The sequence below is a fragment of the Seramator thermalis genome (assembly GCF_004138125.1).
GTDB lineage: Bacteria > Bacteroidota > Bacteroidia > Bacteroidales > Dysgonomonadaceae > Seramator > Seramator thermalis.
The window spans coordinates 64566-82739 of sequence record NZ_RXHS01000007.1; the positions used below are offsets into that span (position 1 = coordinate 64566).

An 18174-nucleotide genomic window follows, 5' to 3' on the forward strand; every position below is an offset into this window, starting at 1 on the left:
ACAACATCTAATTATTTATCTGATTTTTTATATAACTATCTGATAATATATAGTTTACGATAGATGTTTATCTAATTGTATATCTATCTCATTATTTATTCTCATTTTTAGATAAACTCGACACCCATATCGGATTTCGACTGGTTCCCTTATTGAAAATACTCTTATCTTTCTTCGACATAGAATATACGATGTTTCTTACCTTATTTTCTTTTTGTTTCTGACTCAGTACGGATGGTAATATGTCAATTATCAGGTTATTAATATCCTTTTTGGATGCTTTACCATATTTTGAAATAAATTCAAGTATCATAGATTTGTAGTGGTTGTCTTTGAATCCTCGTTGTTGAATATATTTTGCTTTTTCTTCCGTTATACCTGCCACTTTGGATGAAATAAAAAAATTAGGTTTTCGTCCTTCAATCAGTGATTTACTCTTTAAATATTTAATTTCATCAGGGGTTAAAGGCTTTTTCTTTTGTACTTTATCTATCAGCATGATGTCTTCAAGAGATAAATCTGGCATCTGCGCCAGCTTTTGAGCATACTTTATATCCAACACTTTACCGGTTATGGTAACGGTTACTTTTTCATTTTCAAGAGCATAATCAGGAAGTGGAAAGAATTTATTTTTTTGAATGAGAAACATCTTTTTTATTCCGCTGCCGATAGTGTCTATCATATTTAGATTTACCATTGCATTGGCTAAAAAAGGATTACGGTACCTTACCTCAGGAGCATTTGCCTTAATAACAGATTCTATAGAGTCAGGAATAAAATGTCCCACATTGCTGAAAGTCAGAAAACCATCTTCATTTTCGACGACATTGATTTTTCCGCCTAATGTGTAATCTTGATGTGCAATGCAATTATTCAATGCTTCGCGAATAATGTAAGGATGAAACTGATCAACCTCGTCAGGGAACAGCGTATCGGCTTTCATATAACGATACTTGAGATTTCGTATTTTAGCATAAACATGTTCCACTTCAATTAATAGTGGACAAAAGAAATGCTCATAATCTTTCTCAATATTATTCTTATCCTTTAAGATCCATGTAATTTTTGATGATGCAGGATTTAAAAAATGGTCGGATTCCGGTTTTCCGAGTAGTAAAATTGCGGTTCTGGTTATTTTATTGTTAATTGTAAGTTTGGCTTTGTTTAGAAAAGTCAACTCGTCCCAGTTCATAATTTCTTCTCGTAGCTTCGGATTCTTTTCGATAAATTGCTGACGTGCTTTTTGAATAGCTTCTGGAGATAAATCGCTTATTGTGGCTCCCTGCACTATGGACGCGCTCCAATCAGAAAAATTTCGTTGAGCTCTGATACGATCAATTTTATTGATATTTAGCCCTGTAAGACTTTCGCCATCTCTTGCATAATACATATTTTTCCATGCGATAGGTATTCCGTTTGGAGCAGCAGGAATTTGAAACATTAACACTTTCCCTTGAGGTGTTTCCACAGAATGAACGCCAATAAAATTCAACGTAGGAGAAGTGTTTTCGGCAATATCTTTCTTGTATGTATTGATTTGTTTTTGAGTAATTTTTGTCCCGACAATCGTTTTTTCATTATTTATTCCCAATAACAACCATGCTTCCGGTTTTCCAGCAAGGTTGGCTTCGTTACTTAATGCCGAAAAATATTTACCCAGCTTATCCGAGTCAAACTGATTTTCAGCTTTTTTAAATTCCAAAATTTCTGTTTCAGTGGGGTTTTGAAGCAATTTGTATAATAAATCTTTCATATATTATATAACTTTCTCTTTTTCAATAGCTTTTCTTACAAAGTTACAAGTGAAAAATATAATGAATTGCAAATTTAAATGATTAAGTCTCATAAGATTATATAAGAAACTCATCTTTAGCGTATATATAACTTCAAATGTATGATTTAATTTCAAAATCACGAAGATGGGAAGAATGCAATGGTCAACGCTTTTACATTGCTTCACGGGATGGCTTCCAAAACCATCCCGTGAAGCAGACTAACGAAAAACCTTTTAATATCCCGGATTTTGCATAATATTGGGATTTTTGGCGAGTTCTTGCCATGGAATCGGCAACAACTGTTTATAAGCAGGAATATTCAATACTTCTTCGGCCAAATTATTGCGTTTGAGGAAAGCAAAATAGGTGCCCGTTCCTTTTAATTCGTTTTCCCACAACGATAACATGGCAGACATGAAATCCGTTGTAGAGGAGATGGTGGCAGCTCCTCTGCTTTCAGCCACCTTATTGTAATAATTTACTGCTTCGCTGTTATTGCCAAGGCGATAAGCACATTCTGCGGCCGACATGACGACCTCGGAATATAAAAGAGCGGGAACAATATCCGTCGATTCGATATACTGGCTGTATTCGCTTTGCGGGTCTTGCCTGAATGCATAAATAATTTCTTTACTACCGGAAGATAAGGCATTCGTCCTCGAATTGCTGAGGGTATAATTGCCGCTTTGAATAATTTGCCTCAACAAAGGATATGCCTTGTCGTATTCTCCAAGATACATGTACATTTTTGCTAAAATTACCTTGGGTACAACGTTCGAATAAAATAAGTAAGAGGAAGCCTGCATTGTGTCAAAAGATATATTGTCGGCAGGTAACAATCGAATTCCGTTTTGAAGATCACTTTCCAAAAGGACAAAAAGTTCATCTATCTTCGTCTGAGGAAGGGAACTATTTATATCACCCCCAGGACTTACATATACCACATTACCCCACCAAACGGCCATTTCGTAATAAAACATCGATTCCAGTACGGCAAAAGAAGTATACATGGAAGGTTCGACTTCTTCAATGTGCTTCATTATTAGATTTAAAGAATGAATGGCTTGATAGCTTTTTGTCCAAGCATCGGAAACTAGAAAAGTATTTCCGTTTACTTGATGTTCATATATCGGTTTCCAATCGGTTTTCGAACCATACGAAAAACTTTGAGTGTATAAAGCATCGAGAATATGAAAATTGTTCATTGCATCCCTGCCTTTGGTGCAAAAATCTGCCAAGATGTTGTTTCCGGTCTGAGTCAGTTCCAACGGTTTATTGGGATCCCCTTCCTGCACAAGTACCAAGTCGGCTTTGTTTTTGCCATCGAAACTATAAATAGTGAAGGTCGTATTATTCATTATTCTTGATTCTGCCGGCTCAACTTCCAACACAACCTTATCGCTCTCGAGAGATGGTGTATAACTCATATTTCCGGTTTTAATCAAAGATTCAGAGAAATAATTATCTTCAGAAATTACCATAGCAGGGTGGTCTGAAAAAGGAATATTGGCCTCTATCTTCACTTCATACCTTCCTCCGGCGGCAGCCACATGCAGCGTATCGGTTTCGAAACGCAGTATTCTTTCCTTATCCGGATCGCCCAATTCATTGCCGGCAATGCCATCGCCATCCCAGTCCACATAGTAACTCAAGTCTTTTACTTCTATGGTTTTACCAAGATCGTGATATCGTTCGATGATATGATCTTCAATCGATTCAAAAGATAATTGCCTGCTCTTTTTCCGTATTTCATCCTTCACATCATCGGAAAAAGTCCCGGTGTTCTTAAATTCTCCACTCAACCTCATAAGATATTCCGTAACCTCAGCATCCGATTTGCCCGTCAATACAATAGAGGAAATAACGATTAAGGCTGCAGCCTCATTGGTGCCGGCTGTTATCGAATAAGTACTCGCATCTTTATCGGCATACTCTTGTAACGCAAAACAGGTAAGCAATTCCCGCTGAGCCTGTTTGTTTGCATCCTCAAAAGATTTGCCTGCCTTGATCAAGGTAAGAATACGCTCTTTTTTAAGGTGTGTCAAAATATTTACATTGATATCTTGCTGTTTCGACACATCCACAAGTGCATCGAGCGAGAGTCGTCCTTCAGAAAGGTCACCTCCAACTTCGTTAAAATAGTATCCATCAGCAGTCAACAAAACATAAGGAGAAGATACCTCCAAATCGCCAAAATCGAAATCGCCTTCATCGCTTATTATTCGTGTCGTGTAATTTACACCCGCTTGCTTGAGCGAGTTATCGAGTTCATAGAGTTTGACTTCCGATCCTTTAACGAAAGGGCCTTTCTCCACTTTTCCTTTAATTTCGACGATCGTTTTCTGTGGAATCGATTCCTCATCTTCTTTATCGGAGCATGAAGCCACAAGAAGAAAAAAAATCAACGTTAAATAAAGAGTGGATTTTTTCATGTCGTTATCTGATTAAAAAATGATCACACTTGATATATTTTCACATTAACTAAAATTCGTATGGTTAATGAAATTACATCAGCTTAAGCAATAGTGCAACTTTTTGAGAGAGAATCACCTCTGTCCATTTAAAAGAATTTGAAAGATAGTTGATTACGATTTTTTTTTCTAATATATTGATTATAAAACGTCATATATTGGTCGGTCAATTTGTAAATCATGGCCTATAATAAATTAAGACCAAAAGTATGTATCAAATTTCACAAGGTTGTTTATGAGAACTTGGACTTTCAATAGACTTCAAAGATATGATTTTATTTTTAAATTCAAGAGAATTTTGCTTAAAAATTTCAGGTTTAAAAATGAAAGGCTATCCCATAGTTTTCCTGATGGAGACGACCAAACTTTCTTCCAACTCATTTAAAGCATATACGATCTTCTGAGAGCATGAGCTTTTATCGTCGCAGTTTCCCTTTTTTTCCACTTGTTGATGGTCGTAGGGGAAGGACGAAAGGTTTGGGCTAATTGAAAATTTGTCAAAGAACTTTCTTTAATTTGGCGGCGAATGCGTACTTTTGTAATAGCGTTCGAATGATAAACTTGTTGCATAATTTTTTGTTTGAATCCACTCCGAAAAGTCGGAACAGTCGCCCCACGACGCCGATTGCCGTTACCGCAACAAGGACGGCAACAAGGTCAGGGGATACCCGGTGAACCTGCATTTTTCAACAATTTGAAAAATGAGGTTTTCAGAGCGGACTCAACATTTTATTCTATTCGTACATATATGCAAACATTTGATATCGATTTGGTGTATCTTTGGGTAGATGGCAGTGATCCGAAATGGAGAGAGAAAAAAGACCGGTTTACATCTGACAAAACAGACAATTCCGAGGTGAATAACAAAGGTCGCTATATAAATAACGATGAGCTAAGGTATTCATTAAGATCTGTAGAGAAGTATGTACCCTGGGTCCGGAAAATATTTATTGTTACCGACGATCAACACCCTGAATGGCTGAAACTGGATCATCCTAAAGTTCAGATTGTTGACCATAAAGAGATCTTGCCCGAAGAAGCGCTTCCATGCTTTAATTCAAGTGTCATTGAGTATTATCTCTACCGGATTCCTGATCTCGCTGATCACTTTCTGTTTGCAAATGATGACATGTTCTTTCACAAGAAGTTGTTACCCGATTATTTTTTTGATAAAGAGGGCATACCTTACATACGGTTAAAAAAGAAATTTTTGGGTAAATGGCATTATCCTTTAAAGCGTCTGTTCAGAAAAAGATTAGGTCAGTATATCACTATGGTGTTGGAAGGAGCTGCATTAGTAGAAAAACAGTTTGGCGTTTTCTACTCAGGTATACCTCATCACAATGTGGATGCTTATGTAAAAAATGATTACAGGTATGCTGTTGAACATGTTTTTGAAAAACAGGTAAAAAATTCGTTACAGAGTCATATCAGGACATACGGCGATTTACATCGTTCTGCGTTTTCCTATTACGCGTTGGCTGTCGGGAAAGGACACATCAAATATGTAGGAAGAAAAGAATCCATTCGCATCAATGTGTATAAACGCAATTTTATGAAGTACTTAGATACCTATCAGCCGGATTTGTTTTGTTTGAATGACAATCAGCGGGTGAAAGAAGAAGATCGTTTGAAAATAAAGCCTTTCCTGGAAGAACTGTATCCCGATAAATCCTCCTTTGAGAAATAGGAAGATGGGTGGATTTACAACTCAAAGCCCGACTTTTCAGGTAAAATCGTATCAAACGCTTTCTCCAGTTCCTTCATCACTTGCTCATAATTTCTGATATGGGCATTGTCGTTGAGACAGATCAGCTTGTAACGCTGATTGTAAATCGCATCGATGGCCTTTTTCGATTTTAACACAAGCGGGAACATTTTTGTGTCCTGATAGGTATTATATGGCTCAAAATTTCCCTTACATATTTGCCAGGTACGGAATAACTCCTGTGTGTAATCTTCGGGGCTGCGAAAGCGGTTCTCCGAAACGGCTGTGAGTTTATCGCCGGCATAATCCCAGACCTCTTTGAAGGTCGATTTCAGGTAAGGTTGGGCATTGTGCGGTGTGATGAGCGTCACAAATTTGTGGTACGGTTTCAGCAGCCGTGTCAGATTGGCTTTCTTGCCGTAGGAAGGATGAAACCATTTGTCCTGATCACGCTGCATCACTTCACGCTTGTCAAATCGTTCATTGATAATCCGGATATTGTTCTTCAGACATTTCGACCATAGGCCAATGCCGGAGTTATAACGGAATGCAGCTATGTCGTTGGGCAGTCCGCCGGTGAAGAAACGTTCTTCCGTGATGGGTTTGATGATGAAGAAGTCATCGTTGAAATAGACGAAACGATCGGCCAGTCCGGGTATTTGATGCAGCCAGATCTCGATGAGTGAAGAGTTGAACACGGGTAGATACTGAGAGGGAATATAATCGGAATGATTCACTAGTGAGAGTTTGGGATGATCCCTGTTTAACCATGCGGGCTTCTGTCCACAGGTGACGAAATGCACCTTCCTGACCCAAGGCGCAAATTTTTCCACACCTCTGAACCAATACTTCAGAAAACCGTAATCGCGAAAACGGGCTTCCGACACCTCGTTTTTCGTGTTGTCAATCTTGCCGGAATACTTTGCAAAATCGGCTTTCCACTGCGGATCGTTCATATCGACCCAAGTTATCACGAAATCGATCTCAGGGGAGAACGTTTGTTCCATTGTCAGTGCCTTTTTAGTCAATCCTTAAAAAATCCGTTATAAAGCGGATAGTTTATAAAATTTGGGGTGTCGGAAATCTTTTTTCTGACGTCTGTTTTTCTGCTCCTGCTGCGTTTGATAAAGCCCAATCGCCTGCTTTGGCTTCTTCCGAAGTTGTGATTTTTAAGTTCCATATCCGAATAGTAAATTTCCGACTCTTTCTCAAAATAATTCCGGCCTATCATGTTAGCCAACAAACCAATTCGTAGTTCATTTCGATAAAATTACCCGACAAGGGACGAAATAATCCTGCTGTTTTTTCGGTGATTTCACGCTCATTCCTTCAGCATTTATACCGCAAAAGTACTCAATTCTAAAATGTAAACAAACGTGTTTGTTCTATTTTGTTGATATCTAATCGAACAGGATTAATTTCAGGCACGTTGTTACTCCTTTTTCTTCCTCAAAAAGTTGCAGTAATTACTTCAAATTACGGTTTTTGTTTGCGTTATTTGTAACGAATCCACTTCATGATCTCCTTGATTGTTGGTTTTTTACCATACATCAGGATGCCTACGCGATAGATTTTTGCAGCCAACATCGAAATAAGCAGGAAAGAGCCATACAAAATGACGATGGCAAGCAGATTCTGCCATAATGGGATGCCGAACGGAATGCGTACCATCATTACGATAGGCGATGTGAAAGGGATAAATGAGCACCAAAATGCCAACGGCCCGTCCGGATTGTTTACACTGTAGAATCCGGCATAAAAGGCGAATAACAGTAGGAGCGTGATAGGCACCATGAATTGCTGCGTGTCTTGCTCGTTGTCAACCGACGAACCGATCGCTGCAAAGATGGATGCATAGAGCACGTATCCTCCGATGAAATATACGATGAAATTTACAAAGATTTCCAACCAATTGATACTTGCCAGCATCGTCATGATGGTTGTGGGATCGAAATCGCCACTCATTGCTGCTGCCTGTGCGGCCTGAATTTCCATACTTCCGTTTGAGTATCCCATAGCTATACTTCCAAAAGTCATCAGAATACCTATCATGATTCCCCAAATAAAAAGTTGGGTGAGTCCTACCAGCCCGATGGCGATGATTTTCCCAACAAGCAGATTGACCGGTTTTACGGATGAAATCATGACCTCTACGATTCGACTTCTTTTTTCTTCCATCACTGCCTGCATCACCATACTGCCATAGGTCATGATAAACATGTAGATGAGAAAGGTGAAGATCATTCCCACGATGGAGGCTACTGCCGTGGAGGTTTCGGATATGCTGCCGCTCTTGCTCCATTTGAGTGTGGATAGCGAAATATCGTCTTTCGATTCGACGATTTTTCTTACTTGGCTGATCGTTGCCTGATCTACATTGGCCGAAGCCGAAAGTCCTTCGAGACGCTGCTCGGTAACTTTTGCTGAAAGTGTTTTTTCGATATACGATTGCAAGTCCATGGGCGCCTGTTTCTCCGAAATAAGCGAAACGGCTTTGGGGTTTTTGCTTAAGTCGTCCGTAATGGTGAGTATGGCGAAAAGCTCGTCTCCAAGTTGTTGCATGAGGCCCGATGTGTCATTTTGATGAATGAGCTCGAAATTGTATTCCTCGTTTGATTGGAATTCCGAAGCATATATTCCGGTATAATCCGCCACGGCGATTTTTTTCGTTCCCGAATCCTTCAGATTAGCAAGCCACAAGGGCAAAAGGGCTAATGCCACAAAGAGAAACGGCATCAAGATAGTCATCAGGATGAACGTTTTTTTTCGTACTCTGTTGGCATATTCTTTTTCGACGATTAATTTAAGCGTATTCATAGGATATTGTTTTTTCGGGTTCTGTTTCTTTCACGGTTTGGATAAATACCTCGTTCATCGTGGGCAGCTCTTCTTCGAATGAAACTACTTCGTAGTGGTTCATGACCATTTTTACGATTTCCGACATTTCGGTGTTTGATAGTGCCTGTAGCCGAACATCGAGATATTCGTGATATTTTTGTTTCGACAGGACGACAAATCGGGTATCAACCGGATCAAAATCGTCTGCTACCAGTCTGAATCTGAAGATATGTTGTTTGTAGGCATTGCGAATGGCATATACATTGCCATGCAAAACGACTCGGGATTTGTTGATCAGAGCGATATTGTCGCATAACTCTTCCACCGATTCCATATTGTGCGTCGAAAGAATAATGGTTTTCCCTTCGTCTTTCAATCGGAGCATTTCGTTTTTCACAATTTCGGCATTCAATGGGTCAAATCCGCTGAACGGCTCGTCGAAGATGAGCAAATCGGGATTGTGAATGACTGTCGATATGAATTGCACTTTTTGTTGCATTCCTTTCGAAAGTTCTTCCACTTTTCGGTTGTACCAGTCCATGATATCGAACCGGCGAAACCATGCTGTCAATTCGCGATGGGCTTCTTCTTTTGTCATGCCGCGAAGTTGAGCCAGATACAAGGCTTGTTCGCCCACTTTCATCTTTTTGTACAGGCCTCGCTCTTCGGGCAGGTAGCCGATTTTGTAAATGTCTTCTTCTTTCGAAGGCCGTCCTTCAATGAGCACTTCGCCGCTGTCGGGCGCCGTAATCCGGGTGATGATGCGAATGAGGGTAGTTTTGCCTGCGCCGTTTGGCCCAAGCAGGCCGAAGATGGTTCCTCGTGGCACTTCGATGCTCACTTTGTCGAGTGCAAGGTGTTCGGCATATTGCTTGACGATGTCGTGGGTTTCTAAATAAAACATGAGTTGACTTATTATGTTGTTGAGTGGATTGTTTGACGGTTGATGGGGCTAGTATTTTAAAACAATTCTTTCACCAAGTAGTTTCGACAGTTCTTTTTTGATGGTTTGAAGTTCCTGCAATTGAGTGATCAGCATAACGAGTTCGTCGGAGTCGGCCGATTGCATCGTTTTTTTTAAGTCTTTAATTTTTTCGAGGACATAGGCATATTTCAATTCGGTGGTAGCACGAGGAACCAGATTTTCGAGATCGTTTTTTTCGGCAAGACGCGAATCTTCACTATCTATTTCTTCGCCAATCGATTTTGCATGAATCTTGCTCAGGTGGTATTTGTCGCTGAGTAAATCGGCAGCTAAGCGGCCGATTTGCGGATTGGGATGTACGGAAAAATAGCGTGTACTGTCGAAATCTTCGTCGGCTGAATGTTCGCACACTTCTTCGAATATTTGTCTGTAAAGAGGATGGGTGAATGCGATGTGATCGCGTTCGAAGTCATACTTCACAAAATCGATGACGGACGGGCCAATTTCTATCGGAACTTTTTCCTCGGCGATTTCTCGACCGATTTTGCGTTTTTCGAGCTTATATCGAACGAACAACGGAGTTGTAGCGTACCTGATTATATATCGAATGATTTCACGTTCGAAACGGTCGTAAGGATTTTTGGCTGGCGAAGTCGCGATTGTGTTCTCTTCAATTGCCGGCGCAATGGCCTCCGAAATGTCTGTTTGACGATTTTTTTCGGACGCTTCCTTGCGCTTGTCGTAATTGGCAATCCTGATTTTGTTGACCGCACCGATCAATACTTTTTCCGAAACTTCCAGTTGATGCGCACACTCCTGAATATATACCGAACGCTTGATGGCATCGGGAATTACCGAAATGCTTTGGACGATGTTCGATATCAGCCCGGCACGCTTGATGGGGTCGTCGCCAACTTCCCGGAGCAGCAGTTGCGTTTTGAAGCGGATGAAATCGGTTTCGTGCTCCGAAATGTATGTCTGAAAACTCTCGGCATTCTGTTTGCGTGCAAACGAGTCGGGGTCTTCGCCATCGGGCAGGAGCAGCACTTTTACGTTCATGCCGTCTTCGAGCAGCAGGTCGATGCCGCGCAAGGCGGCTTTGATGCCGGCTGCATCGCCATCGTAGAGCACGGTGATGTTTTCGGTAAAGCGATGAATCATTCGTATCTGCCCGTGTGTGAGCGCCGTGCCCGAGGAGGCTACCACGTTTTCGATGCCTGCCTGGTGCATCGAAATCACATCGGTATAGCCTTCCACCAAAAAACATTTATCCTGTTTGACAATGGCGTTTTTGGCGAAATATATTCCGTAAAGTTCGTTGCTTTTGGAGTATATTTCGCTTTCGGGCGAGTTGACATATTTGCCGGTGTTTTCAACTTTTTTCAGGATTCTTCCGCCAAAGGCGACAACTTTTCCGGAAAGGGTATGTACGGGGAAAATCACTCTGCCCCGAAAACGATCGATGAGGGGACTCCCATTTTCGCCACCTGCCGAAAGGCCTGTTTTCAGCAGATAATCGCGCTTGTAACCGGCTTTTTGGGCTTCGGTCGAAAAAGCGTCGCGCTGCTCGAGGCTGTATCCGAGTTGAAATTTTTGGATAATGTCGTCCCTGAAGCCGCGTTCGCGAAAATAGGTCAGCCCGATGGCTTTCCCTTCGGGATGCTCGTGAAGCGTTTTCACGAAATAGTCGCGCGCATATTCGTTGAGGATAAACATGCTGTCGCGATCGTTTTGTGCCGCTTTTTCCTCGTCGGTAAGTTCTTTTTCTACTACTTCGATGTTGTATTTCCGGGCGAGATACTTCAGTGCTTCGTAATACGAGAGTTGTTCGTACTTCATGATGAAGTGAACGGGCGATCCGCCTTCGCCGCAGGCAAAACATTTGCAAATGTTTTTGGACGGCGAAACGTAGAACGACGGCGTGCGATCGTCGTGAAAGGGACACAATCCTACGAAGTTGACGCCCCGCTTGCGAAGCGTAACGAAATCGGATACTACGTCCACTATTTGTGCGGCATCCTGTATGCGGGCTATGGTTATCTGGTCTATCATTTTTTTCGCCTTGCGAAATTACGGATTTATGTTGTTAATTTTGCATTTTCCATAAAATAAATTGTACTTTTGCGAGAAGCAATTCTAAGGCAACTAACTATCTAAAGCTACTATAAAATTTTGCAAAAAATGGATACTATAAATTGGTCGGAATTATCATTCGGCTACATGAAAACCGATTACAACGTCCGGAGTTATTATCGCGACGGCAAATGGAGTGACCCTGAAATCGAATCGTCCGAAATGATCAGCCTGCACATGGCGGCTACGTGTTTGCACTACGGACAGGAAGCGTTTGAAGGTCTAAAAGCCTTCAGGGGAAAAGATGGGAAAGTGCGTATTTTCCGTATGCGCGACAATGCGCTGCGATTGCAATCGTCGTCTCGGGGAATCATGATGGCCGAAGTGCCCGTGGAGCTTTTCGAAGAGATGGTGCTGACTGCCGTGAAAAAGAATATGCGATTTGTTCCTCCTTACGAAAGTGGCGCATCGCTTTACATTCGTCCGCTTCTGATCGGGACAAGTGCTCAGGTGGGTGTGAAGCCTTCCAAAGAATACATGTTCCTTATCTTCGTGACGCCCGTTGGTCCTTACTTCAAGGAAGGATTTCAGCCGACGCCGATGGTCATTATGCGTGAATATGATCGTGCTGCACCACTCGGAACAGGGACTTACAAGGTGGGCGGAAATTATGCAGCCAGTCTGGTTTCGGGCGAAAAAGCACATGAGATGGGCTATTCTGCAGTGATTTACCTCGATGCCAAAGAGAAAAAATATATCGATGAATGCGGCCCTGCCAATTTCTTCGGAGTCAAAAACAATACGTACATCACACCCGAATCAACCTCTATTTTGCCTTCGATTACCAATAAAAGTTTGATGCAGCTTGCCGAAGATATGGGTATGAAAGTGGAGCGTCGCAGAGTGCCCGAAGAAGAGTTGGCTACTTTTGAAGAAGCCGGGGCTTGCGGAACGGCTGCTGTCATCAGTCCGATTTTACGGATCGACGATATCAGCGAAAATAAAAGCTATTATTACTGCAAAGATGGCAAGGCAGGCCCGATTTCGGAAAAACTGTATCACAAACTTCGCGCCATCCAATATGGCGACGAACCCGACGTGCATGGATGGGTAACCGTGGTGGAATAAAACGAAAAGAAATCGCTTGACAGTCGGTTATTCGCCTAAAAATTTCAATAAGGGAGTCACGAACCGATCAAACGCTTCAATGTGAGGGAGGTGTCCGACATCGTCGAGTTCCACTAATTGTGCGTTGGGAATCTGTTGTTGCGTTTTCCTACCCAATTCGTTGTACAACCCCATCGTGGGCTGAATTTCTTTCGGCGCGCGGTCTTTGCCGATAGCCGTTCGGTCTCGTGTCCCGATAATCAGCAGAGTGGGGGCTTTCACGTTTTTGAATTCATGCACAACAGGTTGCGTGAAGATCATGTCGCTCGTAAGAGCTGCATTCCATGCGACAAGGGGATAATCGGGGTGCAATGTCCAGCCGGCAAGCAGATTGAGCCAGCGGTCGTACTCGGGTTTCCAACGGTTATCGTAGTAAAACGTGAGTTGATATTTTTTGTAACTCTCGGCCGTGTTTTTTAATTCGTTTTGATAACCTTCGTCGATGGGTTGATATGCGGCCTGTGCTTGGTAATCTTCCAACCCGATAGGGTTCACCAGAACCAGTTTTTCCGTAGTTTCCGGGAATATCAACGCAAAACGCGTTGCGAGCATCCCTCCCATGGAATGTCCCAGCACGGAAACTTTTTTTAACCCGAGCTTATCGAGAAGGTTTTTCGTGTTGGTGGCTAACTGGTGAAAACTGTATTGATAGTGTTCGGGTTTGGTGGATTTACCAAAACCCACCTGATCGGGAACCACAACACGGTATCCCTTTTGAGCGAGCGCAGAGATGGTTTCTTGCCAGTATGCTCCATTGAAATTCTTGCCGTGCAAAAGAACAATATTCTTTCCGTTATAGTTTTCAGGCTTTACGTCCATGTATGCCATGCGCATGGGTTGATTCTGAGAGTGAAAGCCGAAAAAACTCACCGGATAAGGATATTCTACAGTGGAGAGGTCTTTATCTAAAGGAATGAGGCTGTTCTGACCAAAAAGGTAGCATCCCGATAGGGTTGTCGCTGCGATGAATGTTAATAGAATTGTTTTCATTATGTTTATTTATTGCCATTCTTTATAGGGATGTATCGAAAGGTAGGAGTTGTAGTAGCGAACATCGCCGGTAACTTCTTCCCCAAGCCATTCGGGACGTTCGAAAGGTTCGTCTTCCTGCCGAAGCTCAACTTCGGCAATGACCAGCCCTTCATTTGAACCAAAAAATTCATCTACTTCAAAAATGTGATTGCCCGCGCCCACCAGATAGCGGGTTTTGTCGATAATGCAATCGCAGCATAAGCGGAGCATTTCTTCCGCATCGTCCACGGGAATTTCGTATTCCCACTCATGCCGTGTGATGCTTCCCTCTTTCGGAGCATTTTTGATGGTAATGAATGCTTCCCGGTCTTTCGTCCGAACCCTGACAATGGTTCCCGTAACGGAAAGATATCCCTGTTTGATTTTTATCTGCCGGAACGAATGGGATTTGAAGTCTCCTTTCACCAAAAACTTTCGCTCTATTTCGTAAGCCATTTTGTGGAATTTTTGATTTTCCAAAAGTAGCAAATATTGTTGCGAAAAATGAAAATGGTGTTGGAAAAATGCGGAAGTTTTTTTCGATACCGTTTTGAATCGTGTACGAATAAGTTATCGAATGTTTGATAATGTGAATTTATATTGAAATACCGGCCCTGATTTCACTGGGGTTTCCGTCGTATTTGCTCCATACTTTCCTCGTACTTGCACCGTATCTGTTTTCTATTCAATAATGTTATAAATTGTTTCGGGATATTAATTATCGTTTTACGCGAATTGTCGTTTTTCCCCGATTTTATGCATCTTTGTAATTCAATCTTCAAAAAAACGGTTAATTAGCACAAACATTGTGGATTTCGTATTACATTTGTATTTGCAGTCGGTCGGTTTGTCGCTCCGAAATATTGTTCGGGGAGGAAAGTCCGGGCAACACAGGGCACCATACTTCCTAACGGGAAGCTGTTCGCGAGAGCAGATTAGCGTAACAGAAAACAACCGTTCCGGCTTGCCGGAATAAGGGTGAAAAGGTGAGGTAAGAGCTCACCGGATATCGCAGCAATGCGGTATGCCGTACGCATTATGGGTTGCAAGGCCGTGTATATCGGATAGATGTAGGGTTGCCCGCCCGATGCCGAGGGGTAGGCCGCTAAAGAGCGATGGCGACATCGTCTCGTAGATAAATGACAGACATCCCGACTTGTCGGGAGACAGAACCCGGCTTATAGACCGACTGCTTTTTTTGTCTGATGGCTAAGAAAAAGACTGATAATAAGGATCACAAGAATTACAAACCATCTCGGCTGACCAGATGGAGGGTTCAGTTGGAGGAATTTGCCGAATTTCTCACGCATGACATTTGGCGTGTAGATTCCAAAACGCTTTCCAAAAAAACCAGCATTTATTATAATACGGTCAAAACAGTGATCATGACTGTCCGAAATGTTTCCGAACTCGATTTGGGTTCGCGGGCAGCTTCTCTTACGTATCGTACGGTGCTTTCGATTGTGCCTTTTTTGGCCGTGCTCTTTGCTATTGCTCGAGGTTTTGGATTCGAGAACATCGTTCAGAGTGAAATTTTCAGCTATTTCGGATTATCAAATTCTTCTGATTCTTCGTCGGTTGGTCAAGACACTTTGATGACCCAAATTCTGGAATCTATCAACAATTCGCTCGAATTTGCCAAGGGGAGTGGTGTTTTCGCCGGAGTCGGTGTGGTCTTACTGCTCTATACGGTATTTACTTTGTTTCAGGATATCGAGAAGAATTTCAACCGGATTTGGCAAGTTAAAAAAGGTCGTTCTATCCAGCGTCGTGCGACAGATTACTTTGCTCTTATCCTGTTTATTCCGGTGATGATTATTCTTAATTATGGTATTTCATTGATTCTGAATTCTCCGGGCGACTATTTCGATTATTTTGCGGATTTTTTGAGCCCTCTCTTTGCTCGAATTATCAATATTCTTCCTTATTTTATTATTGTTCTGGTGCTTACGCTGCTTTATTTGTTTATGCCCAATACGCGTGTTAAATTCTTCAATGCGTTAATTGCGGCTCTCGTGGCAGGCACTGCTTTGCAGGTTTTCCAGTTTCTGTATTTGAGCGGACAAATCTGGATTACAAAATACAATGCCATTTACGGTACATTTGCGGCAATACCGTTGTTGCTTTTGTGGATACAACTTTCGTGGTTTATCATTCTTATCGGCGTGGAATTGTCGTTTGCGGCTCAAAATGTGGGGAAATTTAATTTCGATAAGGAAACGCGCAATATCAGTCGTCGATATCGCGATTTCTTCACTTTACTGATCATGACCGAAATCGTGAAAAGTTTCATGGATGACAAACCGGCGCTCACCAACGATGAGATTTCGGAAGCCTGCAGCGTTCCCATCGGATTAACGAACAGGATTATAGACGATTTGCAGGATATGAAAATGATTTGTCCGACACCTTCCGAAAAAGAACCTAAAGTGATGGCATACGTGCCGGCTCTCGATATCAACCTGATTACGGTAAATTATTTGATGAAGAAAATCGATCAGTTCGGATCGGAGGATTTCCGCGTGGATAATAAAGTCGCGTTTTATAATGAGTGGAATGCCTTGATGGAAACCCGCAAGGGTTTCTACGAAAACAATCGAACGGTTTTACTCAAAGATTTGTAATCGTCTTTAGTGCTCGAAAAAATATGCGTAACTGTTGGGTAAATTGTATCGCAGTTTTTTGTCGAGCATCTTGGCATCTTCGCCACAGAAAACGCTAAGTTTTTCCCAAAACTTGGTGCTGTGATTCAACTCCACAGTATGTGTAAGTTCGTGAAGAATAACGTATTCGATCATTTTTTCGTCGAGAAGCATGAGATAAAGCGAGAGGTTGATATTTTTGTCGGATGAGCAGCTTCCCCATTTCGATTTCAGTTTCTTGATAAAGACCCTGCGATAGTTGAGTTTGAATTTTTGCGCCAGCTGCTCGGTTTTAACGGGCAAAATGCGTTTCGCTTCGTGGCGTAATGCTTCTTCTATCAGATTTTTGATAATGTTTTGCGATCGTACGGAGAGAATATCCGCATTTTCAGGAACGAAAACGGTAAGCATACCATTGCGCAGCGTCATCCGAAATTGATTCGAGATTTCATATTTTTTGATGCAGGCCTCGAATGTGAATGTTCGAAATGAAGTGGTTTCCGAGATAAAATGTTCTGCCCGGCGTGGTAGTTTTAGAAGCTGGGGCTTCAGACGGTCTAAGGATTCGAGAATTTTATCGTGCGAAAGGCCTTGCGGTATGGTAAGCTCAATGTGCCCCGACATGGGCCGGGCAATTACTTTTTTTGCTCGTACATTGGGCTTTACAACGATTTCACCAAGTTCGGAATGTTTTATTCTGTACATGCCGCAAAGATAATTATTTTTAAAAATACGAACGCAATTGCGACTTGTTTTCTATAGTTTGAAAACAATAGGCTATCTTTGCGTGTTTAAAAATTCGGCAATATGTCCATAAGATCAACATTAGAAAGTATCGGTGAATATGCGTTGCTGCTCAGGCGCGTGCTGATGCCTCCTGATCGGGCAAGAGAGTTTGCAAAGGAATTTTCGAAAGAAACCTATAAATTAGGCGTCAATTCGATATGGATTGTAACGATTATCTCTCTTTTCATCGGGGCCGTCATCGTCATGCAAATAGCCTATAATATCAACTCTCCGCTGCTCCCGCGTTCGACAGTAGGATCGGTGTCGCGCGAAATCATTATTCTCGAATTTTCTTCCACCGTTATCTGTCTTATACTTGCAGGAAAAGTCGGATCGAATATTGCATCCGAAATTGGCACGATGCGAATCACGCAACAAATTGACGCCCTTGATATTATGGGTGTAAATTCTGCTAATTTTCTTATTTTGCCGAAAATTGCCGCTTTTGTGCTTTTTATGCCCGTGCTTGTTATTTTCAGCACATTCATGGGGCTGTATGGAGGATATGTATTTTGCGCTATTTCAGGTGACCCGAGCCCAGATACTTATATTTACGGCATTCAATTCTTTTTCAGGGAATCGCTTGTTTGGTACTCGCTCCTCAAATCGATGTTGTTTGGGTTCATTATTTCTTCGGTGGCCGCATATTACGGGTACAACGCTCGAGGCGGAGCACTGGATGTGGGGAAGGCAAGCACCGATTCGGTGGTGGCAAATAGCATTTTGATTTTGATGATCGACTTGGCTTTCACTCAATTGATGATGGGTTAACACTTTC

General features: G+C 41.9%; 13 protein-coding genes and 1 other RNA gene. 5 read left to right on the forward strand and 9 right to left on the reverse strand.

What is annotated here, in order from left to right; all coding sequences use genetic code 11:
* Positions 1-91: 91 nt before the first annotated feature.
* Both EJN84_RS06580 and EJN84_RS06585 read right to left on the reverse strand, forming a co-directional pair.
* The gene (locus EJN84_RS06580) at positions 92-1753 is read right to left on the reverse strand and encodes an RNA-binding domain-containing protein (protein WP_129594678.1); all 1662 of its coding nucleotides are present in this window, start codon (positions 1751-1753) and stop codon (positions 92-94) included.
* Positions 1754-2008: 255 nt separating this feature from the next.
* Complete coding sequence (locus EJN84_RS06585) at positions 2009-4207, reverse strand: RagB/SusD family nutrient uptake outer membrane protein (protein WP_129594679.1); 2199 nt, start codon at positions 4205-4207, stop codon at positions 2009-2011.
* Positions 4208-4826: 619 nt separating this feature from the next.
* Here EJN84_RS06585 and EJN84_RS06590 point away from each other — a divergent pair.
* Complete coding sequence (locus EJN84_RS06590; protein WP_129756377.1) at positions 4827-5936, forward strand: Stealth CR1 domain-containing protein; 1110 nt, start codon at positions 4827-4829, stop codon at positions 5934-5936.
* 14 nt (positions 5937-5950) lie between these two features.
* On the opposite strand, the gene EJN84_RS06595 is transcribed toward EJN84_RS06590, so the two are convergent.
* From EJN84_RS06595 to dnaG, 4 genes are all read right to left on the reverse strand, one after another.
* On the reverse strand, positions 5951-6961 hold the full coding sequence (locus EJN84_RS06595; RefSeq protein ID WP_129594680.1) for a Stealth CR1 domain-containing protein: 1011 nt from the start codon (positions 6959-6961) through the stop codon (positions 5951-5953).
* A 487-nt stretch (positions 6962-7448) separates the two neighbouring features.
* Positions 7449-8771 carry an ABC transporter permease gene (locus EJN84_RS06600; protein ID WP_129594681.1) on the reverse strand — a complete coding sequence of 441 codons (1323 nt, stop codon included), beginning with the start codon at positions 8769-8771 and terminating at the stop codon, positions 7449-7451.
* Positions 8758-9696 carry an ABC transporter ATP-binding protein gene (locus EJN84_RS06605; RefSeq protein WP_129594682.1) on the reverse strand — a complete coding sequence of 313 codons (939 nt, stop codon included), beginning with the start codon at positions 9694-9696 and terminating at the stop codon, positions 8758-8760. Before EJN84_RS06605 ends, EJN84_RS06600 begins: the two co-directional genes overlap by 14 nt.
* Positions 9697-9744: 48 nt before the next feature.
* Complete coding sequence (gene dnaG, locus EJN84_RS06610; protein ID WP_129594683.1) at positions 9745-11769, reverse strand: DNA primase; 2025 nt, start codon at positions 11767-11769, stop codon at positions 9745-9747.
* A gap of 129 nt (positions 11770-11898) precedes the next feature.
* Between dnaG and EJN84_RS06615 the strand changes: the two genes are divergently transcribed.
* The gene (locus tag EJN84_RS06615) at positions 11899-12918 is read left to right on the forward strand and encodes a branched-chain amino acid aminotransferase (RefSeq protein ID WP_129594684.1); all 1020 of its coding nucleotides are present in this window, start codon (positions 11899-11901) and stop codon (positions 12916-12918) included.
* A 27-nt stretch (positions 12919-12945) separates the two neighbouring features.
* On the opposite strand, the gene EJN84_RS06620 is transcribed toward EJN84_RS06615, so the two are convergent.
* Entirely contained in the window at positions 12946-13947 is a 1002-nt protein-coding gene (locus EJN84_RS06620) for an alpha/beta fold hydrolase (protein WP_129594685.1), read from the reverse strand.
* 9 nt (positions 13948-13956) lie between these two features.
* A complete protein-coding gene (locus EJN84_RS06625; protein ID WP_129594686.1) occupies positions 13957-14424 on the reverse strand; it encodes a CYTH domain-containing protein in 468 nt (155 codons plus the stop codon).
* A 378-nt stretch (positions 14425-14802) separates the two neighbouring features.
* Here EJN84_RS06625 and rnpB point away from each other — a divergent pair.
* Both rnpB and EJN84_RS06635 read left to right on the forward strand, forming a co-directional pair.
* Positions 14803-15165, forward strand: an RNA gene (rnpB, locus tag EJN84_RS06630) — RNase P RNA component class A.
* Between the two features lie 8 nt (positions 15166-15173).
* Positions 15174-16592 carry a YihY/virulence factor BrkB family protein gene (locus tag EJN84_RS06635; RefSeq protein ID WP_129594687.1) on the forward strand — a complete coding sequence of 473 codons (1419 nt, stop codon included), beginning with the start codon at positions 15174-15176 and terminating at the stop codon, positions 16590-16592.
* 6 nt (positions 16593-16598) lie between these two features.
* Here the strand turns inward: EJN84_RS06635 and EJN84_RS06640 are convergent, their stop codons facing one another.
* Complete coding sequence (locus tag EJN84_RS06640; RefSeq protein WP_129594688.1) at positions 16599-17315, reverse strand: M48 family metallopeptidase; 717 nt, start codon at positions 17313-17315, stop codon at positions 16599-16601.
* Positions 17316-17417: 102 nt separating this feature from the next.
* Here EJN84_RS06640 and EJN84_RS06645 point away from each other — a divergent pair, with 102 nt between their 5' ends.
* A complete protein-coding gene (locus EJN84_RS06645) occupies positions 17418-18167 on the forward strand; it encodes an MlaE family ABC transporter permease (protein WP_129594689.1) in 750 nt (249 codons plus the stop codon).
* Positions 18168-18174 lie beyond the last annotated feature (7 nt).

Excerpts from the sequence above, each read along its gene's own strand:
- EJN84_RS06580 (WP_129594678.1), bottom strand. The coding sequence starts at position 1,753 with ATGAAAGATTTATTATACAAATTGCTTCAAAACCCCACTGAAACAGAA.
- EJN84_RS06585 (WP_129594679.1), bottom strand. The coding sequence starts at position 4,207 with ATGAAAAAATCCACTCTTTATTTAACGTTGATTTTTTTTCTTCTTGTG.
- EJN84_RS06595 (WP_129594680.1), bottom strand. The coding sequence starts at position 6,961 with ATGGAACAAACGTTCTCCCCTGAGATCGATTTCGTGATAACTTGGGTC.
- EJN84_RS06600 (WP_129594681.1), bottom strand. The coding sequence starts at position 8,771 with ATGAATACGCTTAAATTAATCGTCGAAAAAGAATATGCCAACAGAGTA.
- EJN84_RS06605 (WP_129594682.1), bottom strand. The coding sequence starts at position 9,696 with ATGTTTTATTTAGAAACCCACGACATCGTCAAGCAATATGCCGAACAC.
- dnaG (WP_129594683.1), bottom strand. The coding sequence starts at position 11,769 with ATGATAGACCAGATAACCATAGCCCGCATACAGGATGCCGCACAAATA.
- EJN84_RS06615 (WP_129594684.1), top strand. The coding sequence starts at position 11,899 with ATGGATACTATAAATTGGTCGGAATTATCATTCGGCTACATGAAAACC.
- EJN84_RS06620 (WP_129594685.1), bottom strand. The coding sequence starts at position 13,947 with ATGAAAACAATTCTATTAACATTCATCGCAGCGACAACCCTATCGGGA.
- EJN84_RS06625 (WP_129594686.1), bottom strand. The coding sequence starts at position 14,424 with ATGGCTTACGAAATAGAGCGAAAGTTTTTGGTGAAAGGAGACTTCAAA.
- EJN84_RS06635 (WP_129594687.1), top strand. The coding sequence starts at position 15,174 with ATGGCTAAGAAAAAGACTGATAATAAGGATCACAAGAATTACAAACCA.
- EJN84_RS06640 (WP_129594688.1), bottom strand. The coding sequence starts at position 17,315 with ATGTACAGAATAAAACATTCCGAACTTGGTGAAATCGTTGTAAAGCCC.
- EJN84_RS06645 (WP_129594689.1), top strand. The coding sequence starts at position 17,418 with ATGTCCATAAGATCAACATTAGAAAGTATCGGTGAATATGCGTTGCTG.